Genomic DNA, 19,925 nt, shown 5'->3' with positions numbered 1-19,925 from the left:
TGGTTCGACTATTTTGTCTGGAACAAAATAGAACATGCGCAGCATGGCCCGAAGGGCGTAAGGCAGGATGCCTGGAGTAATCCAGCCCTAAATTTTAGGAAAGCGTCAATGGTTTGAATTGCACATCCATGATGATACTCACCCAAATATGACATCCATGTCATATTGAAAAACGGAGCGGAACTACGTTCCTGAAATTCCCGTTTTCCCCCACCATCTTTTTGTATATCCCCTAAGTTTCAAAAATCCCCGATGTTAATTTATATACTTCTGTCACGTTAGTCGTGCCGGATGAGACTAATTTTTCGGGAAAAAATTAGAACAACCGGAGGTTGGCCTCGGAACGAGGTGAGTATCAGGGATGATGCGAATAGCCAGCGTGGTTCGACTATTTTGTCTGGAACAAAATAGAACATGCGCAGCATGGCCCGAAGGGCGTAAGGCAGGATGCCTGGAGTAATCCAGCCCTAAATTTTAGGAAAGCGTCAATGGTTTGAATTGCACATCCATGATGATACTCACCCAAATATGACATCTCGGCAATTGCTCCTTTACCTCTAAAATCACTTTTAGTTAACCTTTGTTTTTAGGTTTAAGCTTTAATTGTATTTAGGTTCAGTTTGCCGCCTTATTGTATCGCTTCATCGGCTTTTTGTTACTCATTCCTACAACACCGCAAACTCGTTTCCTAATACCGCATTTCAATTGTTAAGTAATTGTAACTATTTCATCATGCCCGCGATTAATTTGTTAATCACCACCTTTTGAGCGCACAAAGCGCCGAGTATCAAACAAATAAAAATATATTGGTACACAGGTGAAGAGGAGTTGGATAGTTAAATCTGCTAATTATTTATGATTTAACTCTCGAGCTTGTTGCTTAGCCAAATTTGAGAATCACACACAATGAAAAAAGCAGCACAAAATATCAGTCAATTAGTTGTTTGTATGTCAACCCTTACATTTTTAGGGTGTGGCGGACAAGCGGAAACAAAAACCAGTACTGAACATATCAAACCCACACAACCGGTTTCTGATTGGAACTTGGTTTGGAGTGATGAATTTGATAGTTCAGCAATCGATGATAAAAAATGGACCCACGAAGTAAATTGTGACGGTGGCGGGAATAACGAAAAACAATGTTATACCGATAGCTCAGATAACTCCTATATCGCAGATGGGAAGTTACAAATAGTCGCTTTACCGGCAGAAGCTGGAGCCAACAAGCCCTATACGTCTGCAAGAATGATCACTCAATATAAGGCAGACTTTAAATACGGCCGAATTGAAATTAACGCTAAATTACCCAGCGGCCAAGGTAGTTGGCCTGCATTCTGGATGATGCCGACTGATAGTGTATATGGTGGTTGGCCTAAATCGGGCGAAATAGACATATTAGAAGCAGTAAACTTAAAGACTGTAGACAATGAAGGTAATATTGAAAGTCGAGTCCATGGCACGTTACATTATGGCAAAGAATGGCCAAACAATGTTAATTCTGGTGGTTCATACATACTACCTGATAATCTGAATCCTGCAGATGATTTTCACACTTATGCTATTGAGTGGCAAGAAGGTGAGATACGCTGGTATGTAGATAACTATCTATATGCCACACAACGCCAATCTCAAGTCCGTTATAACAGCAAAGATCAAGCTGTTGGTTTGGCCCATAGAGGATGGTTTCATGAGAACTTTGACCCAATTACTGGTGAGTTAACTACCTATTGGGATAAAGGTCCTTTTGACCAAGAGTTCTTTTTAATTATGAACTTTGCGGTTGGCGGTGATTGGCCTGAGAATGTGAATAATCTTGGAGTGGACGCCGAAGCTTTTGGTAACGGCAATGCATTCGAAATAGACTACGTACGTGTTTATGAGTGTGTTCATAATCCAGATACAGGCAAAGGTTGTGAAACCGTGCGTGGAGGCTACGACAGCCTAGATGACGCTTTAGTTGAAGGTAAAGCGCCGATCCCTTCACCACCATCTTCAGGAATTGCCCAAGATTTAACAATATTTTCTGGTGCGTTAAACCCTAATTGGCCTGCATGGGATTGTTGTGGTGGTTCAACACCTACTTTAATGGATGACGCTGAAAAAGGCAGTGTTATGGAGTTTTATGTTGGGGCAAGCCCAACTGTTAATGGCTTCATTTCTCGCTCAGAATTCATCGATGATCCGGCAGGAGCGCCAAAACCATTTGACGCCTCTCCTTTAGTTGATTCTGGCACCCTTAGTTTTGATATGAAAATAGTGTCGTTACCGAATGATACAAGTGCTTCATGGAGCCTAAAGGTAGAAAGTTTAGAGGCTCAAACTGAAGCGGCTGTCCCTTTAACTGATAATTTAAACGGCGCACAATTAATCGAAGGTGAATGGCAAACATTTAGTTTTAGTTTAAAAACCTTAGCTGACATGGGCCTTGATTTAAGTGCCTTAGATGTCGTCATGGTTTTTCCAGCTTGGGGATCAGGCGAAGGAGCTGTGTACCAAATTACCAATTTAACCATTGCTGGGAAAGGTGGTAGTGCTTCTCCATCAGTTACCCTGTTCGAAGATGCTGAAAACGCCAGTTGGCCAATGTGGGATTGTTGTGGTGGTTCAGTACCTATGGTGGTCGAAGATGAAGATACGACTTATGGTGCAACTGCAGAATTTATCATTGGTGATGCGCCAACGGTTATGGGCTTTATATCTCGTGAAGATAACACCGAGAGTCCAGCTCCATTTGATGCCACTAGTATTTTGGCTAATGGTGTCATCCAGTTTGATATGAAAGTAGTGTCTATGCCAAGTGACACAAGTGCTGCTTGGTTGTTTAAAGTTGAAGCTGATAATGCAGCCACAGCAGTTGAGCTAAACCTTGCTGCCAGTGTTGAAAGTGTCTCACCGGTTGAAGGTCAGTGGCAAACTTATACCTTCAATTTAGCTGACTTAGCCGAAGCCGGCTTAGATACCAGCGCCATTGATGTACTTATGGTGTTCCCTGCTTGGGGGGCTGGTTCTGGAGCCATTTATCGTATCGATAATGCAAAAATATATGATCCTAATGCTTCAACTGCTTTTAATGGTCATGTGTTATTTGCTGACGCAGCGTTAGCCCAGTGGAGTATTTGGGATTGTTGTGGTGGTTCAACGCCAACGGTTGAAAATGATGATACTGCCCACGGATTAACGGCTGAGTATGTCATAGGTAGTGCACCTACCGTAATGGGAATTTTAGCGGATGATGAAGTGTATCTAGACGCTTCAAACCTATTAACTAATGGCGTAGTGCAATTTGAAATGAAAGTGCTAGAAGCGCCTGTTAACTCTGATGCCCAGTGGTTATTTAAAATTGAATCTGGTGATGCCTCTGGTGCCGTTGAATTGCCTTTGGCTGACAGCCAAGAAGGAGCGAATCCAGTAGTAGGTGAATGGCAAACTTACACTTATTCATTACAAAGTTTATACGATGCTGGTTTGGATATTAGCGCCATTGATGTGTTGATGGTGTTCCCGGTTTGGGGAGCGGGTGAAGGTGCGGTTTATCGATTAGATAACGTGATGATTTATGATCCTTCCAGTGTGCCTGCTGCGGTTGGTCTAACTCTATATGAAGATTCACAAAATAGTGAATGGCCAATTTGGGACTGTTGTGCAGATTCAACTCCAACCGAAGAATCAGACGATTCAGAACATGGTCAAGTGGCAGAGTTTGTAATTGGTGCTTCTCCAACAGTAATGGGCTTTTTAGCAAATGACGGTGTTTATTACGATGCCAGTGCCTTACTTCAAGGTGGTGTTGTACGTTTTGATTTGAAAGTAGTTTCTGCTCCAAATGACGCTAGTTCAACTTGGTTATTTAAAATTGAATCAGGCGATGCTGATACCGCTGTTGAATTAGCACTTTCAGCTAGCCAAGAAGGTGTAACGCCAACTGCAGGTGAATGGCAAACCTATACCTTTACCTTAGAGGACTTATTTGCTGCCGGATTGGATATTAGTGCCATTGATGTGGTGATGGTTTTCCCTACTTGGGGAACGGGAGATGGTGCTGTGTATCGCGTTGATAATGCGCAAATCATAGTGCCTTAGTCTCGTTGTCTTTAAAGGCTGAGAAGTTCGAGCCAGACAAAGCCGCCATTAAATCAAAACTAATTTTAAGAAAGTAGGGTTAACATGAAATATTCAACATTTTCAAAAACACATATTGCATTATGTCTTTCATCCATTTTTGCTGCCACTGCAAGTCAGTCTTTATATGCTCAAGAAGCTAGCTCAGGGGGGGCTGATGAGGCTGAAGTCATAGAAGTACGCGGAATACGCGGCAGTTTACTTAAATCAATGAACCTAAAGCGTGATGCGTCTGGGGTGGTAGATATTATATCTGCTGAAGATATGGGGAAATTCCCCGATACCAATTTAGCAGAGTCACTGCAACGTATTACAGGTGTATCGGTTAGCCGTGCTAATGGTGAAGGCAGTCAAATCACGGTAAGGGGATTTGGCCCCGAGTTTAACCTTATTACCTTAAACGGTAGGCAAATGCCTGGAACAGGTAATACTCGTTCGTATAGCCTTGAGAATTTATCTTCAGAAGGCGTAAGCGCACTTGAAGTGCAAAAAACAGCTCGTGCCGAGTTACCAAGTGGTGGTTTAGGCGCAACGGTTAATATTGTTACAACGAAACCTTTAGCTAGTCCCGGTGAGAAGTATTCTATTTCGGGAAAGACCATTATAGATACATCAAATGAAGCGGGCAATGATGTCACTCCTGAACTTTCAGCCGTTTACAGTAATACTTTTGCTGATGAAACTTTTGGTGTGGCTTTCTCGTTTAATCATCACAGACGTGACTTTCAACAACAATCGGCTGGTATACAAGGGTGGCAGGCGAATGTTGCGCTACCTGAGCTAGATGCACCAAATGTGATTGATGCACGTCCTTTAGATGCTGAAGGTAATCCAAGTGGTGATTATTTCTTCCCAAGGAATATGGGATATGCCATTCAAGATACTCAAAGAGAACGCACCAATGGTCATCTGGCTTTACAATATGCCCCAGTTGACGATTTAGTTATAACCCTTGATTACACTATGACCAATGCCGTTACAGGCAGTAATTCAATTAGCTGGGGAATGTGGAACGACTATGGCGGCAATATAAATGCCTATGAATTAGATGAAAACGGTACAGTCATTTTTGCTGATATTGCTGGCAATGACGGATCTTATACTGCTACCCGAGTGACGACAGAAGTTAAAGAAGAGTCCCTTGGCCTTAATTTTGATTGGCAGGTAACTGACAATCTTAAGTTAACATTAGATTATCATGATTCAAGTAGTGAAAATGATAATGGCGCAGACGAGGGATTAGGTAGCCAAGGTTCATTAGTACTGGGCTCAGATCAACTAACCACTAAAACTTATGACTTCCGAGAGGGTGACATACCCAGTGCACAAATATATTGGAACAATGGCACAACAGAATTAGCCCCAGGTGAAATTGATACTCATTTTAGTCAGTTTATTCATTCTCCTGGTAAATCTAGTATTGAGCAGTTTCAACTTGATGGTTCGTGGGACAACACTTTTGATATTCCATTGGTTTCGGTTGATTTTGGTGTTGCCAGAACTGAACAAACTATGGGTGGTTCAAATGCTTGGAGTGGCTTGATTGGTGGGTTTTTATTCAACCCATCATGGCCTGAAATGTTGCCTGACGGCATGTTTACTCGTCACAGTACTGAAAACTTTTTAAGTGCGATTGAGGGTGGCGGAGCTGATCTTAGTCCCAATTATTACTACACCTTTGATTTTGATGAATTGGTGGCACGCTCAGAAGCATTTTTAACCAATGAAGTCTTAGGCGGTGATGATTATTTTGCAGCTACTGCTTACCACCCTATGGGCACTTATTCTGAAAGCTCTGTGACAGAAGAAACTAGCAGTATTTATGTGCAGTCACTGTGGGAGTTTGATATAGCAGACTTTTTTGTACAAATGAACATAGGTGTTCGTTATGAAGAAACAGATGTGACGAGTAGCGTTTTACAGCAAGTTCCAACAGAGGTTTGGTGGAAAGGTGGTAGCGAATGGCACACTCAACGTTTAGATGGCGACAGTAACTTCTTAGAATTAGCAGGTGAGCATGATGTGCTGCTGCCTATGTTTGATTTTAAAGTAGAAATTACTGACGATTTAGTTGGCCGCTTTTCTTGGGGAAAAACCATAGCAAGGGCGCCTTTAGGAAATCTAGCTGGAGGCAGACAGTTATCTGGCAGCCCCAAAATAGGTTCTCGAAACGGTAGTGAAGGTAACACTAACTTACAGCCATTTGAGTCAACTAATTTAGATCTAAGTTTGGAATACTACTATGACGAAGGCAGTTATGCGGCAATTGGTTATTTCAAGAAGGAAGTAGAAAACTTTATTGGTAGTCAGATTGTCTCTACCACCATTGATGGGTTTCACGATATTTATCAAGGCCCTAGATGGCAACAAGCTGAAGCCGATTTAATAGCAGATGGTGTACAAGCTACAAATGATGCGATATTTGCGCAAATGCAAGCTAATGGCGCTACCTTAAATGCTCAAGGTTATATTGTGCCTGAAGCAAGTGATCCTTTAATTGAATGGGACATTAGTCGTCCATACAACAGTCCAGAAACCAAGACAGTAGATGGTATTGAATTGGCGGTACAACATCTGTTGGGAGACAGTGGTTTTGGTGTCGGCGTTAACGCGACTTTTGTAGAAGGTGATGTCGAGTTTGACGTCACAAGCTTAACCCAACAAACTCCACTTACTGGGTTAAGTGATTCAGCTAACTTCCAAGGTTTCTACGAAAAAGATGGCATTTCAATCAAGGTTACTTACGCCTGGCGTGATGAATACTTGATAGGTGTGGGGCAAGATCAAGGGTCGTCTGATAATCCTCCACAATTTGCTAAGGCCTTTGGTCAGTGGGACATGAGTGTTAACTATGACCTAAATGAAAACTTAACCATTTTCTTTGACGGTATTAATTTAAACAATGAAACTGAACAAGGGTTTGGACGGTACCAAGAACAGTTCTTGTTTGCTCGTGAATATGGCTCTAGATATGTACTAGGTGCTAGGTATAGCTTTAAGTAGGGGTGTAGGCGCCTGCTGCTGTGCAGAGTGGTGGGCGTTTACTTTTTAAACTAATATTTCAGGAGTTGTCATTTTTAACAAAAGTAACAACTCATATCTCATTCTTTATAATTAATCAGAGGGGGCTAATGGTGATTAAATTAGCTAATAATATAGCGATTTTAGGTGGTTTAAGTTTAATTATGGCGGCATGTTCTGGTGATAAAACACCTATAAATCCAGCTGTTTCTAGCCCTCAAGTAAAAAATGAAATATGGCCAAAAATCCAGTCTGAAGTAGTTCAAGATCCAAACATTGAAACTAGGATTGAATCTTTATTAGCGACTATGAGCCTGAAACAAAAAGTCGCACAAATGATCCAACCTGAAATTCGCGATATCACAGTTGAAGATATGCGCGAATATGGATTTGGCTCTTACTTAAATGGTGGCGGCTCTTTTCCGAATGGAAATAAACAATCTACCCCGCAAGATTGGATCAATCTTGCCGAACAAATGTATCAAGCGTCAATCGATGATTCGTTAGACGGTTCCACAATTCCCACTATGTGGGGCACTGATGCAGTGCACGGTCATAATAATGTAATTGGTGCGACTTTATTTCCCCATAATATTGGATTAGGTGCAGCCAATAATCCTGATTTGATTGAAAAAATTGCGGCTATCACAGCCACTGAAGTAATGGTTACCGGCATAGACTGGGTATTTGCACCGACTGTTGCTGTGGTGCGTGATGATAGGTGGGGTAGAACCTACGAAAGTTATTCTGAAGATCCTGAAATAGTGAAAGCGTATGCTGCTTCGATTGTTAGAGGATTACAAGGTCATGCTGAGCAAGATTTTTTAGGTGACAACCGAGTGATCAGTACGGTTAAACATTTTGTCGGCGACGGTGGTACGCAAAATGGGGTAGATCAAGGTGATAACCTTACCTCAGAGCAAGTCTTGTTTGATATTCATGCTCAAGGATATGTGGGTGGCCTAACAGCTGGTGCTCAATCTGTTATGGCTTCGTTTAACAGTTGGCATGGCAATAAATTACATGGCAATAAATACCTATTAACTGATGTGTTAAAAGAAAAAATGGGCTTTGATGGTTTTGTAGTGGGTGACTGGAATGGACACGGACAAATTAAAGGCTGTAGCAATGAAAATTGTCCTCAGGCAGTAAACGCAGGCTTAGACATATACATGGTACCCACAAGTGCATGGAAACCTTTATTTCATAATCTTGTGGCTCAAGTTGAATCAGGTGAAATTAGCCAAGCCAGAATTGACGATGCAGTGCGTCGTATTTTAAGGGTGAAGTTAAGAGCGGGATTGTTCGAAAAACCTAGTCCAGCTAATCGTAAGTATTCTGGTAAAACTGAGTTGATAGGCCAAAAAAGTCATCGAGACATAGCTAGACAAGCCGTTAGAGAGTCTTTGGTTTTACTTAAAAACAACGGCAATTTACTCCCCATCTCTCCTAAACAGAATATTTTAGTGGCTGGTGACGGGGCAGATAATATTGGTAAACAAGCTGGTGGTTGGAGTGTGACTTGGCAAGGCACGGGTAATACTAATGCTGATTTTCCAGGTGGTAGCTCGATTTACGATGGCATAGCGGCAAAAGTTACCGCTGCTGGTGGCACAAGTACCTTGAGTGTTGACGGTGCGTTTACAGATAAACCAGATGTGGCTATTGTAGTATTTGGTGAAGAGCCATATGCTGAAGGCCAAGGTGATCTCGAACATCTAGCCTATCAAGCTGAAAACAAACAAGACCTAGCATTGTTAGAGTCTTTTAAAGCTCAAGGCATACCGACTATTTCGGTTTTCATATCTGGTCGTCCAATGTGGGTCAATGCTGAGCTGAATGCCAGTGATGCTTTTGTAGCCGCTTGGCTTCCTGGTACAGAAGGTGCGGGCGTGGCTGAAGTCATTTTGGCCGATAGTCAAAATCAAGTACAATTTGATTTTAAAGGCAAGTTGGCATTTTCTTGGCCAAATGATCCTCAAGCAATGAATAATCGACTAGATACAGAGTATCAACCACTTTTTGCTTACGGTTATGGCTTGGATTACACAAGCACAACTGACGTTCCTAATGATTTAACCACAGAAACTAATGTAAAAATTCAAGCATCTGGTTTAGCTGTGTTTAGCGGCAAGTTAGATCCTAAGTGGAGTATGACTTTGTTTTCTGCGCAGCAGAAAAAAGAGGTGTCTTCTAACACTTTAACATTGCCGCATATTGGCTATCGCACTATAGATAAAAATATTCAAGAAGATGCGTTTAAACTGGATTTTTTAGGATCAGGAAAAGCCGGTGTAAGTTTTGTATTAAAAAACTCTAGTCTTGCAGAAATGTTAACCAATGCATCTGCTTTAGTGTTAAATATTAAAACCGAGCAAGCTAAAACCAATTCAGTATTTGTGAAAATGGCTTGTTCAGGGCAACAAGAAAATAATGCGGCTTGTACCCAAGCAGTAGACATCAGTCATCAATTGACTCAGTTATCAGATAACACATGGACGGATATTACAATTGACATGACGTGTTTAGTGCAAGGTCTGTCAGCCAATGAATTGGTGGATAGTTTGTCAATTTATTCAGATTCAAATAACTCTCTTTCTATCAGCGAACTGAGGTTTGTAACTTCAACAGATATAGACTCTAAAAGCTGTGAGTAATTGATTATTTGACGAGCTTGTATGTATATCATCACGTTCAATTTATTTAAGTATTGAACGTGATGCTTTGTTAACTTAATGTAACCACCTAAAACGTTTACATTTGGTTAGTTATGCAAGTATTAAGTACGAAAATATTGTTTGTCAGTTTATTGTTTTGTATGTCGTTAAAGTTGTTGGCCGAGCCCTTAAAAGTACGAACTGGCTTAACCATGGCACCAGAACAAATGGAACAAGAGGGGGTACCTAAAGGCAAGCTAAACGGGCCATTTGAATTTCACAGTACTATTTTAAAAGACACAGTGCGCCGTTATTGGGTGTATGTCCCCGCGCAATACGAAGAATCAAAAGCGGCCAGTGTGTTGGTGTTTCAAGATGGTCAACGTGCAACAAACCCCAAAGGTTCGTTACGCATTACGACTGTGTTAGATAATTTAATTGCCAGTGGTGATATGCCTACCACAATTGGCATTTTCATTACTCCTGGTAACAAATCAAAGCATTATCCAGATGATCTAGGTATGAGTAACCCCAATCATAGAGCAGCTGAATATGACGCTATGAATGACAGTTATGCCAGATTCATCATTGAAGAAATGTTACCTCATGTAGGCAAAAACTATAATCTGACTAAAGATCCGCAGCAAAGAGCCATAGGTGGCACTAGCAGTGGTGCAATTGCAGCCTTTACGGTAGCTTGGCATAAGCCGGATTATTTTCGTAAAGTGTATAGCTCTATTGGCAGTTATGTGTCAATAGGTTTTAAACCAAACGCTAACCCAGTAGGTCTTGGTGGACAAGATTATCCTGCTTTGATCCGTCGTGAGCCCATTCGCCCGATTAAAATGTTTATGCAAGACGGTGTAAACGATTTAGATAATGAGTGGGGTAACTGGTTTTTAGCTAACCAACAAATGTTATCAGCACTCAATTATGCCAACCGAATTGCAGATAAAAATAATGTACAAGGAGCAAGGTATCAAGTCACACATGTTTGGACCGATGGCGTTCACAATGACCAACACGCAGGTATGTTATTACCTGAAGGACTACGCTGGTTGTGGAATAAATAATCCATGGCTTATGACCAAGGGTTAGCTCAACGATTGACTGAGCACTTTGAAGGTAATGCAGATGTAGAGAGTAAAAAGATGTTTGGTGGACTGTGCTTTATGGTGTGTGAACATATGTGTGTTGGCATAGTGGGCGACACCTTGATGGCAAGAGTTGGTCCAGATAATTACCAAGCTTGTTTAAATCAACCTTATGCCAAAGAAATGGATTTTACCGGTAAGGCCATGAAAGGCATGGTGTATGTGACACCCGAAGGTTTAGATAGTGATGAGGAATTAGCACATTGGGTGGGTATTTGTGAGAGTTTTGTACGTTCATTACCACCTAAAGTGCCTAAGAAAATTAAATAGGTTAGGGTATGCTTTAGCATATAAGACATGCATTTCGATAAAACTAAGTTTCCAATCACACCAGTTTAACTCAACCATTATTTAGTCTAGAAGTTGGCTAAACCTATGGATGTGCGCGTTAGCAGCTAAATCTAATGGATTTTCACCATGGTTGTAACCGTAGGTGACGCATATTGAAGCTATCCCAGCATTGTTAGCGGCGCTAATATCGCTAGTAGAGTCTCCCACCATAATGACATTGTGTTTTGCCAAATTAAAATGAGCTAATGCGTGTTCGATAGGTAAGGGATGCGGTTTCTTTTGGGCCAGAGAGTCGCCGCTCAAAACTAATTCAAAGAATTCTGTTAAGCCGTGAGCTTTTAATACATTGGGTGTAAATTGACTAGGTTTATTAGTAATGACTGCCATCGACAAGCCTATGGATTTTAGAACCGTTAGCGTATCAATTACACCATCATATAATGTGGAGTATTGGCCTTGTACTTTATCGTATTGCGCATAAAACTGAGCTAAGGCGTTTTGGTGGGTAGGTAAATAAACCATGCTTTTTTGTTGATGGTCTAATACTCGTTCAATTAATTTGGGCGCTCCATTACCAATCCATTTACAAATCAACTCTAATGATACGTGCTCAAGGTTGAAATGGTGCAACATATTATTGACTGCGGTGGCTAAATCAGGTGCGCTGTTTAGCAATGTTCCATCGAGATCGAAGAAAATAGCTTTAAGGGACCGATTATTATTGGCGGATGATAAAAACTGCATATTGTTATAAAGCCATAAATGAAGGTAAAAAATCCTAAAACTTAAAATAGTATTCAAGTCGTTACAAAAACGATCAGGAAATGAGGGAAAAATTTAAAAGAAAGATATTAATGCAGCAGCTATGCAAATGAAAGGGGCAGAAAGTATTCACTTTGTGCTAGAAGTGCATGTCTTGTTAGCCTAGCGAATAAAGTTCACGGAATGAATCATCTTGGTTTGTGCAGCATATGCTCAGTGCGCAAAGGTCATACAACAGTGTCGCTGTTAAATAATCGAAAATTGTCTTACCAAGTTATGATAAACATTATGCAATCTATCCAACTCTTCTCGACTAGTGGACTCATTTTGTATCAAGGATTGAATACTCTGATCTAGCTGGTAAAGGTTAGATCTTAAGTTACTATCAGCAACCATGCTTTGCATCCATGTAATCGCCGCTAGTCGTGTACCTTTAGTCACAGCTGTGACCTTATGCAAACTACTTGATGGATACACTACCGCATAACCTGCGGGTAATTTAACGACTTGTTCGCCAAACTCAGTTTTTATAATTAGCTCGCCCCCTTCGTATTCTCCTGGCTCACTCAAAAATACTGTCATAGATACATCACTGCGGATCACGTCTGAACTATCCGGTAGGCGCATAATGGCTGCGTCTACATGGTAGCCGTATTCTTCAGATTCTTGGTAACGGTTAAAACAGGGGGGGAATATTTTATGGGGTAGGGCGGCTGATACAATTTTAGGGGTGTTACCCACGCTAGCCAACAGCTGATTAGCGAGTTGACGTACGTGGGGATCTTTAGCATCAGCTTGATTGTTATTTTTAACACTCGCCGCCATGCCCATAGCCGTTTTATCGCCGTTCTCCCAAGGTAGGGATTGTAATGCGCCACGGTACTGGGCTACTTGTTCTGCCGCTAATAGTTTTTCAATAACAATCATGCTTTTCTCTATTTTTTAAAAGGTAGTTTTTAAACTACAATTTTAAAATTGATAATTAACGGTTAATCGCGTGTTTCTAGCGTCACCTAAGTACATAAATGAGCCAGAACGATAGGCCGCAGTCCAGTATTCTTCGTCCAGTGCATTACCCACATTCAGACGTAAATTTAGATCTTCGGTTAAGGTATAGCTGGCAAACAAGTTAACTACTTGATAGCTGGGTACTACAATACTATATCGCTCGTTTGTTGCATCATATCCAGCAGCTGTGTCTGGCTGCCCACCATACATTTCGCTTTGATAAGAATAGTCTCCACCAATAACAAACTTGTCGTTTAATTGATATCTTAATTGCAAATATGCACTCTTGTCTGCAAAGTTACTTAAGGTTAAGCCTACGTTTTCTGGCGTGAAAGATTCAATCACTTCTGCACTCATAGAAGCGGCTGAGAATTGAATACTTAAGTCGTCAGTGATATTACCTGTTACACCTAGTTCAATACCTTTAACTTGGTTTTCACCGGTATTCAGCGTACCTAAGTTAGAATAACTGTCACCTACACTTTCCATTACATCACTCTTGGTAATTTGGAAAATTGAACCAGAGAACAATAACTTGTCATTAAATAACATCCATTTTGTGCCTAGTTCGATGTTTTCCACTCTTTCAGGATCGGATTGAAGTACTTGATCTGGCGTACCGCATAAACCCCCATAACCACAGCTGGCTCCTAAGTCAGATTCACCACCGTTAATATTGGTAGCTGTGCTGTAATTTACATAAACATTTGTATCTTGGTTGAAGTCGTATACTAAGCCAATATGACCGTTGTACATATCATCTGAATAACCATAAAGTGCTTCTCCTCCTCGACCAACAGTGTTATTCGTTAATTCAAAGCTGTCCTGTCTTACACCGAAGAATAGTTCTAATTGATCAGACAGTGCTACAGTGTCCATTGCATAAATTGATGTGGTTTTAATATCATAGGCGGCATCAATAATACCGCGTGTATAACTTCTACCCATTAGCTGGCTGATGTTTTCTACTTGATTACCCGTGCCATCTAAAATACAAAAAGAGTTGGATGTATTGGGTAGGCCAGTATCAGGATTAGTACCTCTGCCATTTGTTATACAATTGGTTGGGTTATTGTTAGTAATATTAAATACCCCATTATCTACTGATTCGTCAGTTAATTCGGCACCAAATACCCATTTATGTGAAAACCCTAAGGCTTCAGTATTCCAAAATAAATTAAATTGCGTGCTAACGTAATCGACATCCTGTGATCCTTGGTGTGTACTAAGCCTAAGTGTGTCAGCGCCGGGGGCAGTAGGATCTGTCACGTGGCGTGAGGTCGCACTCATACCTGTGGTGATATAGGCATTTTCTGTTTTACCTAATCGGGTGGCATTATAAAACATGAAGCTGTCATTAATTTCGTATTCGGTTCTGAACGTGAAAGTAGTGACTTCAGAGTCTAACATGTCTGATTCTTGTGCATAAACTGGGATGTCTGCTAGCGGTGCACGCGTCGTCCGGTCGAAGTAGCTCCCTAAATCAGGGACGTCTTTTGCATCTAAAAAGTAAACATCAGCAATAAAAGACAAATTATCTTGAGGTAAATAAACTGCTGAAACTTGTACCCCGTCTCTTTCTCTTGAGATCCCCTCACGCCCCGGTTTGTCTTGCTCAGCTGTCAATGCGTTGAAGCGAACGGCTGTACTATCTGACAAAGATAAGTTGTAGTCTAGGCTTAAACGGGTGTGATCATCTGAGCCTACGCTGGCATCCACTCGTCCAAAATTATATGCAGTAGATGCTTTTTTAGTCACGCTGTTAACTGCACCACCAGATGAGCCTCGGCCAGCAAAGGTTGAACTTGGGCCTTTAGTGATTTCAACACGTTCAGTGGCGAAGCTTTCGCGGGTTGTCATACCTGGATCACGTAATCCATCAACAAAAACGTCACTTCGAGCTTCGTGTCCACGAATAATATATCTGTCTCCAAATGCGTTTCCATTTTCACCAGTACCAAGAGTTACCCCTGCTTGAGCTGATAGAATGTCTTTAAGGTCAGTTTTGCCTGACTCTTGAATTTGGTCTTGGGTTAATACGGTAATCACTTGTGGGGTATCCACTAAGTCCGCTACACGGCGCAGATCGCCAGACTTTTCAAACAAGTAAACTGAATCTTGTACACCGTGTATTCTAATTCTCTCAATAGATTCGGCAGACTGGTTAGATTGACATTCAGTTGAGTCATCTTGATTACAAGTTTGGGTGTTTTCTTGTGCTGAAATTTGACCACTGTTAAATATTAATGCTGCTGCAACAGCCTGTGCGCCAAAAGCTAATGTGTTGTTGGTGTTTTTCATAGTTGTATACTTCTAAGTGTCCCTTGATTTAATTCGTGAACACAATAGCATATAAATAGGCTAGCGCAAATGATAATTACTCGTATTTAGATTTAGTTGTGGAAATAACCCGATTAGGATAATCTCGGTTTACAAATTTTAGAGGTTAAAGTTGAGTAAAGGCTTCTCTAAGCTTTAGTAAGTCATGCCTAGGTGACCAATCCTCAGCTTGAGTCTGGTAAGGGTTAATCAATTGAATGTTATTTACTTTTGAGGTTGCCCAAGTTGGCACGGGTAATTGTATTTGGTCTTTTGTCAATGGGTTTTGCGCGATACAAGAAAAGTAATGAACATTTTTTTCATCAGTAAATAGCAATTCACCTACTTCTACATTTAACCCAGTAGATTTCCATACGGCTTGGTGGGCACTACATTGAGCACTTTTAGCTTTGTGCTGTTTCTCAACAGGTAAACTCCATAATTCTTGCTGGTGAGTAGTTATAGCTAATAATTTAGAATTCAACTTGATCAAGCAAACAGCTGGAGCAGGTGACAAAGGCTTTTCAGAAGGCTGCACTCTGCACATGGGATCAGCTGGAATGTCTTTACTACAACCATTAAGTAAACAAATTCCCAGTATTGTATATGCAAATCTATTTAAGTATTTCATTTTGTAGACAACCTAAATAAAAAAGCCCCACTAACGAGTGGGGCTTGTGTAATTATTAGTTTTTTGTTACTCGTCTAAGAAACTCTTAAGTTGCTCAGAGCGGCTAGGATGACGCAATTTACGTAAAGCTTTAGCTTCGATTTGGCGAATACGTTCACGGGTTACGTCGAACTGCTTACCTACTTCTTCTAAAGTATGGTCAGTATTCATATCAATACCAAAACGCATTCTTAGTACTTTTGCTTCACGGGCTGTAAGGCCTGCTAGTACTTCTTGTGTCGCATCCTTTAAACTTCCACCTGTGGCTGAATCTAAAGGCTGCACAATAGTGCTATCTTCGATAAAATCACCCAAGTGTGAATCTTCATCATCACCAATTGGCGTTTCCATGGAAATAGGCTCTTTAGCGATTTTTAATACCTTACGGATCTTATCTTCTGGCATTAACATGCGTTCTGATAATTCTTCTGGTGAAGGTTCGCGGCCCATTTCTTGTAACATTTGACGAGAAATACGATTTAATTTGTTAATCGTTTCAATCATATGTACCGGAATACGAATAGTACGGGCTTGGTCTGCAATTGACCGAGTAATTGCCTGACGTATCCACCAAGTTGCATAAGTTGAGAACTTATAACCACGGCGATATTCAAATTTATCAACTGCTTTCATCAAACCAATATTACCTTCTTGGATAAGATCCAAGAATTGTAAACCGCGGTTTGTGTATTTTTTCGCAATTGAGATAACCAAACGTAAGTTGGCTTCTACCATTTCTTTTTTCGCGCGACGGGCTTTTGCTTCACCAATTGACATACGACGGTTGATGTCTTTAATGTCTGCAATGATTAAGCCAGTTTCGTCTTCTACCGCATTCATTTTGCTGATGGCACGTTCAAGTTCTTCTTGGTGAACTCGCATCTCTTCTGCATAAGGAAGATCTGAATTTAATATTTCGAATAACCAGTCGGTTGATGTTTCGTTGCCAGCAAACGCTTTAATAAAGTTCTTTTTAGGCATTTTGGCAGTGACAACACAGTGCTTCATCACTATGCGCTCTTGCACACGGATACGATCCATCATGCTACGCATGTTTTTAACCATGCGATCAAATTGTTTAGGGGTTAATCTAAATTCTTTGAATACTTCGCTTAGGTCATGGATTACTGCGCGTGAATCGGCATGTGAACGACCTTTTTCTGCAATAACATCGCGCACAATTTCGTATTGTTTACGTAATGCTTCAAACTTTTCACGAGCAAGCTCTGGATCGGGTCCAGTATCTTCTTCTTCCTCGTCTTCTTCGTCGTCATTCTCGCCGTCTTCGTCTTCTAACTCTTCTTCAGATAACTCAGAACCTATGTGGGTAGCTGTTGGCGCTACGTCTTGTTCGTTTGGATCAACAAACCCAATGATAATATCGCTAAGACGAATTTCTTCGGCCTCAAATAAGTCCCACTGATCTAATAAATGAGTGATAGCTTCTGGATATTCTGCAACCGAGCACTGAACTTGGTTAATGCCTTCTTCAATACGTTTAGCGATAACAATTTCGCCTTCACGTGTTAGAAGTTCTACTGTACCCATTTCACGCATGTACATGCGCACTGGATCAGTAGTTCGACCTATTTCGCTTTCTACCGTCGCAAGGGCTTGGGCAGCCGCTTCCGCAACTTCTTCGTCTGTGTCACTTTCTTGCATCAAAAGCTCATCGGAATCAGGTGCTGTTTCAGCTACCTTAATACCCATGTCATTTATCATCCGAATGATATCTTCGATTTGATCTGAATCGACAATGTCTTGTGGAAGGTGATCGTTAACTTCCGCGAAAGTCAAATAGCCCTGTTCTTTACCTTTAGCAATGAGGAGTTTTATCTGCGACTGCTTGCTTTGCACCATATAACCTTACACTTCTTGAAATGATTAAAAATTCCGTACAACTCTTCTTTTTTTGAGATGAATTTTACGTCGTAATAAATTCTTGCCGAAAATAGTTTAGTTTGAAAATAACTAAACGCTCTAGCGAATTCGCCAGTATAGCAGACTTAGCTACCTTACTACCAGATATTGGGTCATTTTTGTTCTTTTACAAGTAGATTTAATTCTTGTTTTTCTTCTTCTGTCAAAAAACTTGTTCTGGACTTAGCAAATAGCTCGTCCATGCGGCCTTGTAAGTGCCAGTCGAGTAATTTTGCAAAACTGTCTTCAAAAACCGCTGCTTGATTTTGCTCAGCATATTCCCAAGTTAAAAGTTTACTTAGATGGGCACTGTGTGGGTGCCCTCTGAAGTGTTCGATCACTTGAGCTGTGTTAGCTGTTGGTTTGTTTTTACATAATTGAAACACTTCACAAAGCATGTCAATACCCTGAATGGAGGTGCCGATCAATAAACTTGGATCCGCTGCTGAGCATCTTGTAGCAATGCTTGGATCGTCTATCAATAAACGGATCATCATACGTACCGGTGAAATATTGCTTTTGTTTAGTCGGTTAAAGTCGAGCTTTTTAGGTTCTTTATTTTGATTAGCTTTGGCAATGTCATTTTCTAACCTGTGTTTATTGTGCTCACCCATGTGGGTACTTAGATCACTTAGTAAACTAGCGCGAATATTTTCCCCTAATATTTTTTCTATTAAAGGGCTAGCTTCAGTTTTTAACGCTGCTTTACCTTCATTGCTGCTGATTTGATGTCGTTGCAATAAATTGTCGAAGAAAAACTTTGAAAGTGGAACTGAATCATCATTTAGTTTCTGTTCGAATGCTTCTTTACCAATTTGTCGGACTAATGTGTCAGGATCTTCTCCATCGGGTAAAAACAAAAACTTCATTTGAACGCCGTCTTTTAAAAATGCTAAAGCATTTTCTAAGGCCCGCCAGGCGGCATCTCGTCCAGCACGATCGCCATCGTAACAACATATAACTTCACTGGTAGAGCGAAACAACATTTGAATATGTTCAGGAGTGGTTGCCGTACCCAATGAAGCCACAGCATAGTCGATACCATATTGTCCAAGGGCAACCACGTCCATATAACCTTCAACTATCATCACTCGTTTTAAGTTTCTATGAGCTTGCTTGGCTTGATAAAAGCCATATAGTTCATGACCTTTATGAAATATGTGTGTTTCAGGTGAGTTTAAATATTTTGGGCCGCCATCTTCTAATACTCGACCACCAAAACCTATAACCCTGCCTCGTTTATCACGAATTGGAAACATGATGCGGTCGCGGAAAAAATCAAACCTGCGCCTTTTATCATTTTCGGTAATGAGCTTTAAATCTAACAATTGCTGCTGAGTAACTGGATCGGTACCGAAAGTTTTTAAGATCGAATCCCAATCTGGTGGCGCGTAACCCATGTCAAAGGCTTTGACTATTTCACCACTTAACCCTCTGCCTTTTAGGTAATTAACCGCTTTATCTTTGTGTTCATTAACTTTGAGTTGTTGGGCAAAAAATTTTGAGACTTTTTCCATCAAGTCATAATCATTACTTTTTTGTTGTTTTTGTTCGGCACTCAAAGCTGGGGCCGAGCCTTTTTCCCGAGGCACTTCTATGCTGTGATATTGTGCCAGTTCTTCAATGGCTTCAGGAAACTCTAAGCGGTCAAATTCCATTAAAAAAGATATAACATTGCCATGAGCACCGCAGCCGAAACAGTGATAAAACTGCTTATCTTGGCTGACTGTAAAAGACGGGCTTTTTTCGTTGTGAAATGGGCAACAGGCTTGGTGGTTTCTGCCTGCCCTTTTTAGAGATACACGACCATCGATTAATTCGACTATGTCAGTTCGAGCGATGAGATCATCGATAAAGTCACGAGGGATACGGCCTGCCATTTTGAATTAATAATCTCAGTGTAAAAAGGTTAAGTATGATGACATATTTATCAAAAATAGACAGGATATACATCATTCAGCGACAATGGATTTAGCTAATGTTAGATCTAAAAAACAAAAAACC

Annotated in this window: 11 protein-coding genes; 5 read left to right on the top strand and 6 right to left on the bottom strand. The window is 40.8% G+C overall.

Annotated features, from left to right (window positions below; translation table 11 throughout):
• Positions 1-906: 906 nt before the first annotated feature.
• The 5 genes from L0668_RS18175 to L0668_RS18155 all read left to right on the top strand — a co-directional run bounded on the left by L0668_RS18175 (position 907) and on the right by L0668_RS18155 (position 11,221).
• Positions 907-4,080 (top strand): glycoside hydrolase family 16 protein, encoded by a 3,174-nt coding sequence (locus L0668_RS18175; protein WP_441295208.1) that lies wholly within the window; start codon positions 907-909, stop codon positions 4,078-4,080.
• An 84-nt stretch (positions 4,081-4,164) separates the two neighbouring features.
• On the top strand, positions 4,165-7,122 hold the full coding sequence (locus L0668_RS18170) for a TonB-dependent receptor (RefSeq protein WP_235314151.1): 2,958 nt from the start codon (positions 4,165-4,167) through the stop codon (positions 7,120-7,122).
• 128 nt (positions 7,123-7,250) lie between these two features.
• Entirely contained in the window at positions 7,251-9,797 is a 2,547-nt protein-coding gene (locus L0668_RS18165) for a glycoside hydrolase family 3 protein (RefSeq protein WP_370659914.1), read from the top strand.
• 113 nt (positions 9,798-9,910) lie between these two features.
• A complete protein-coding gene (locus L0668_RS18160; RefSeq protein ID WP_235314150.1) occupies positions 9,911-10,870 on the top strand; it encodes an alpha/beta hydrolase in 960 nt (319 codons plus the stop codon).
• 3 nt (positions 10,871-10,873) lie between these two features.
• Positions 10,874-11,221 carry a TfoX/Sxy family protein gene (locus L0668_RS18155; protein ID WP_235314149.1) on the top strand — a complete coding sequence of 116 codons (348 nt, stop codon included), beginning with the start codon at positions 10,874-10,876 and terminating at the stop codon, positions 11,219-11,221.
• Positions 11,222-11,302: 81 nt separating this feature from the next.
• On the opposite strand, the gene L0668_RS18150 is transcribed toward L0668_RS18155, so the two are convergent.
• The 6 genes from L0668_RS18150 to dnaG all read right to left on the bottom strand — a co-directional run bounded on the left by L0668_RS18150 (position 11,303) and on the right by dnaG (position 19,801).
• Positions 11,303-11,986: a phosphoglycolate phosphatase gene (locus L0668_RS18150; protein WP_235314148.1), complete on the bottom strand. Its 684-nt coding sequence runs from the start codon at positions 11,984-11,986 to the stop codon at positions 11,303-11,305.
• Between the two features lie 264 nt (positions 11,987-12,250).
• On the bottom strand, positions 12,251-12,931 hold the full coding sequence (locus L0668_RS18145; RefSeq protein ID WP_235314147.1) for a Fe2+-dependent dioxygenase: 681 nt from the start codon (positions 12,929-12,931) through the stop codon (positions 12,251-12,253).
• Between the two features lie 42 nt (positions 12,932-12,973).
• Positions 12,974-15,313, bottom strand: coding sequence for a TonB-dependent receptor (locus L0668_RS18140; RefSeq protein ID WP_235314146.1), 2,340 nt, complete (start codon positions 15,311-15,313; stop codon positions 12,974-12,976).
• Between the two features lie 145 nt (positions 15,314-15,458).
• Positions 15,459-15,962, bottom strand: coding sequence for an NUDIX hydrolase (locus L0668_RS18135; RefSeq protein ID WP_235314145.1), 504 nt, complete (start codon positions 15,960-15,962; stop codon positions 15,459-15,461).
• 66 nt (positions 15,963-16,028) lie between these two features.
• On the bottom strand, positions 16,029-17,861 hold the full coding sequence (gene rpoD / locus L0668_RS18130) for an RNA polymerase sigma factor RpoD (protein WP_235314144.1): 1,833 nt from the start codon (positions 17,859-17,861) through the stop codon (positions 16,029-16,031).
• Between the two features lie 173 nt (positions 17,862-18,034).
• Positions 18,035-19,801, bottom strand: a complete 1,767-nt coding sequence (dnaG, locus tag L0668_RS18125) for a DNA primase (protein WP_235314143.1) — start codon at positions 19,799-19,801, stop codon at positions 18,035-18,037.
• Positions 19,802-19,925: the final 124 nt, after the last annotated feature.

This window comes from Paraglaciecola algarum (assembly GCF_021532655.1).
GTDB classification, from domain to species: domain Bacteria; phylum Pseudomonadota; class Gammaproteobacteria; order Enterobacterales; family Alteromonadaceae; genus Paraglaciecola; species Paraglaciecola algarum.
Note: the sequence above shows the minus strand (reverse complement) of the source record. Positions and strands in the feature narration are given on the sequence as shown.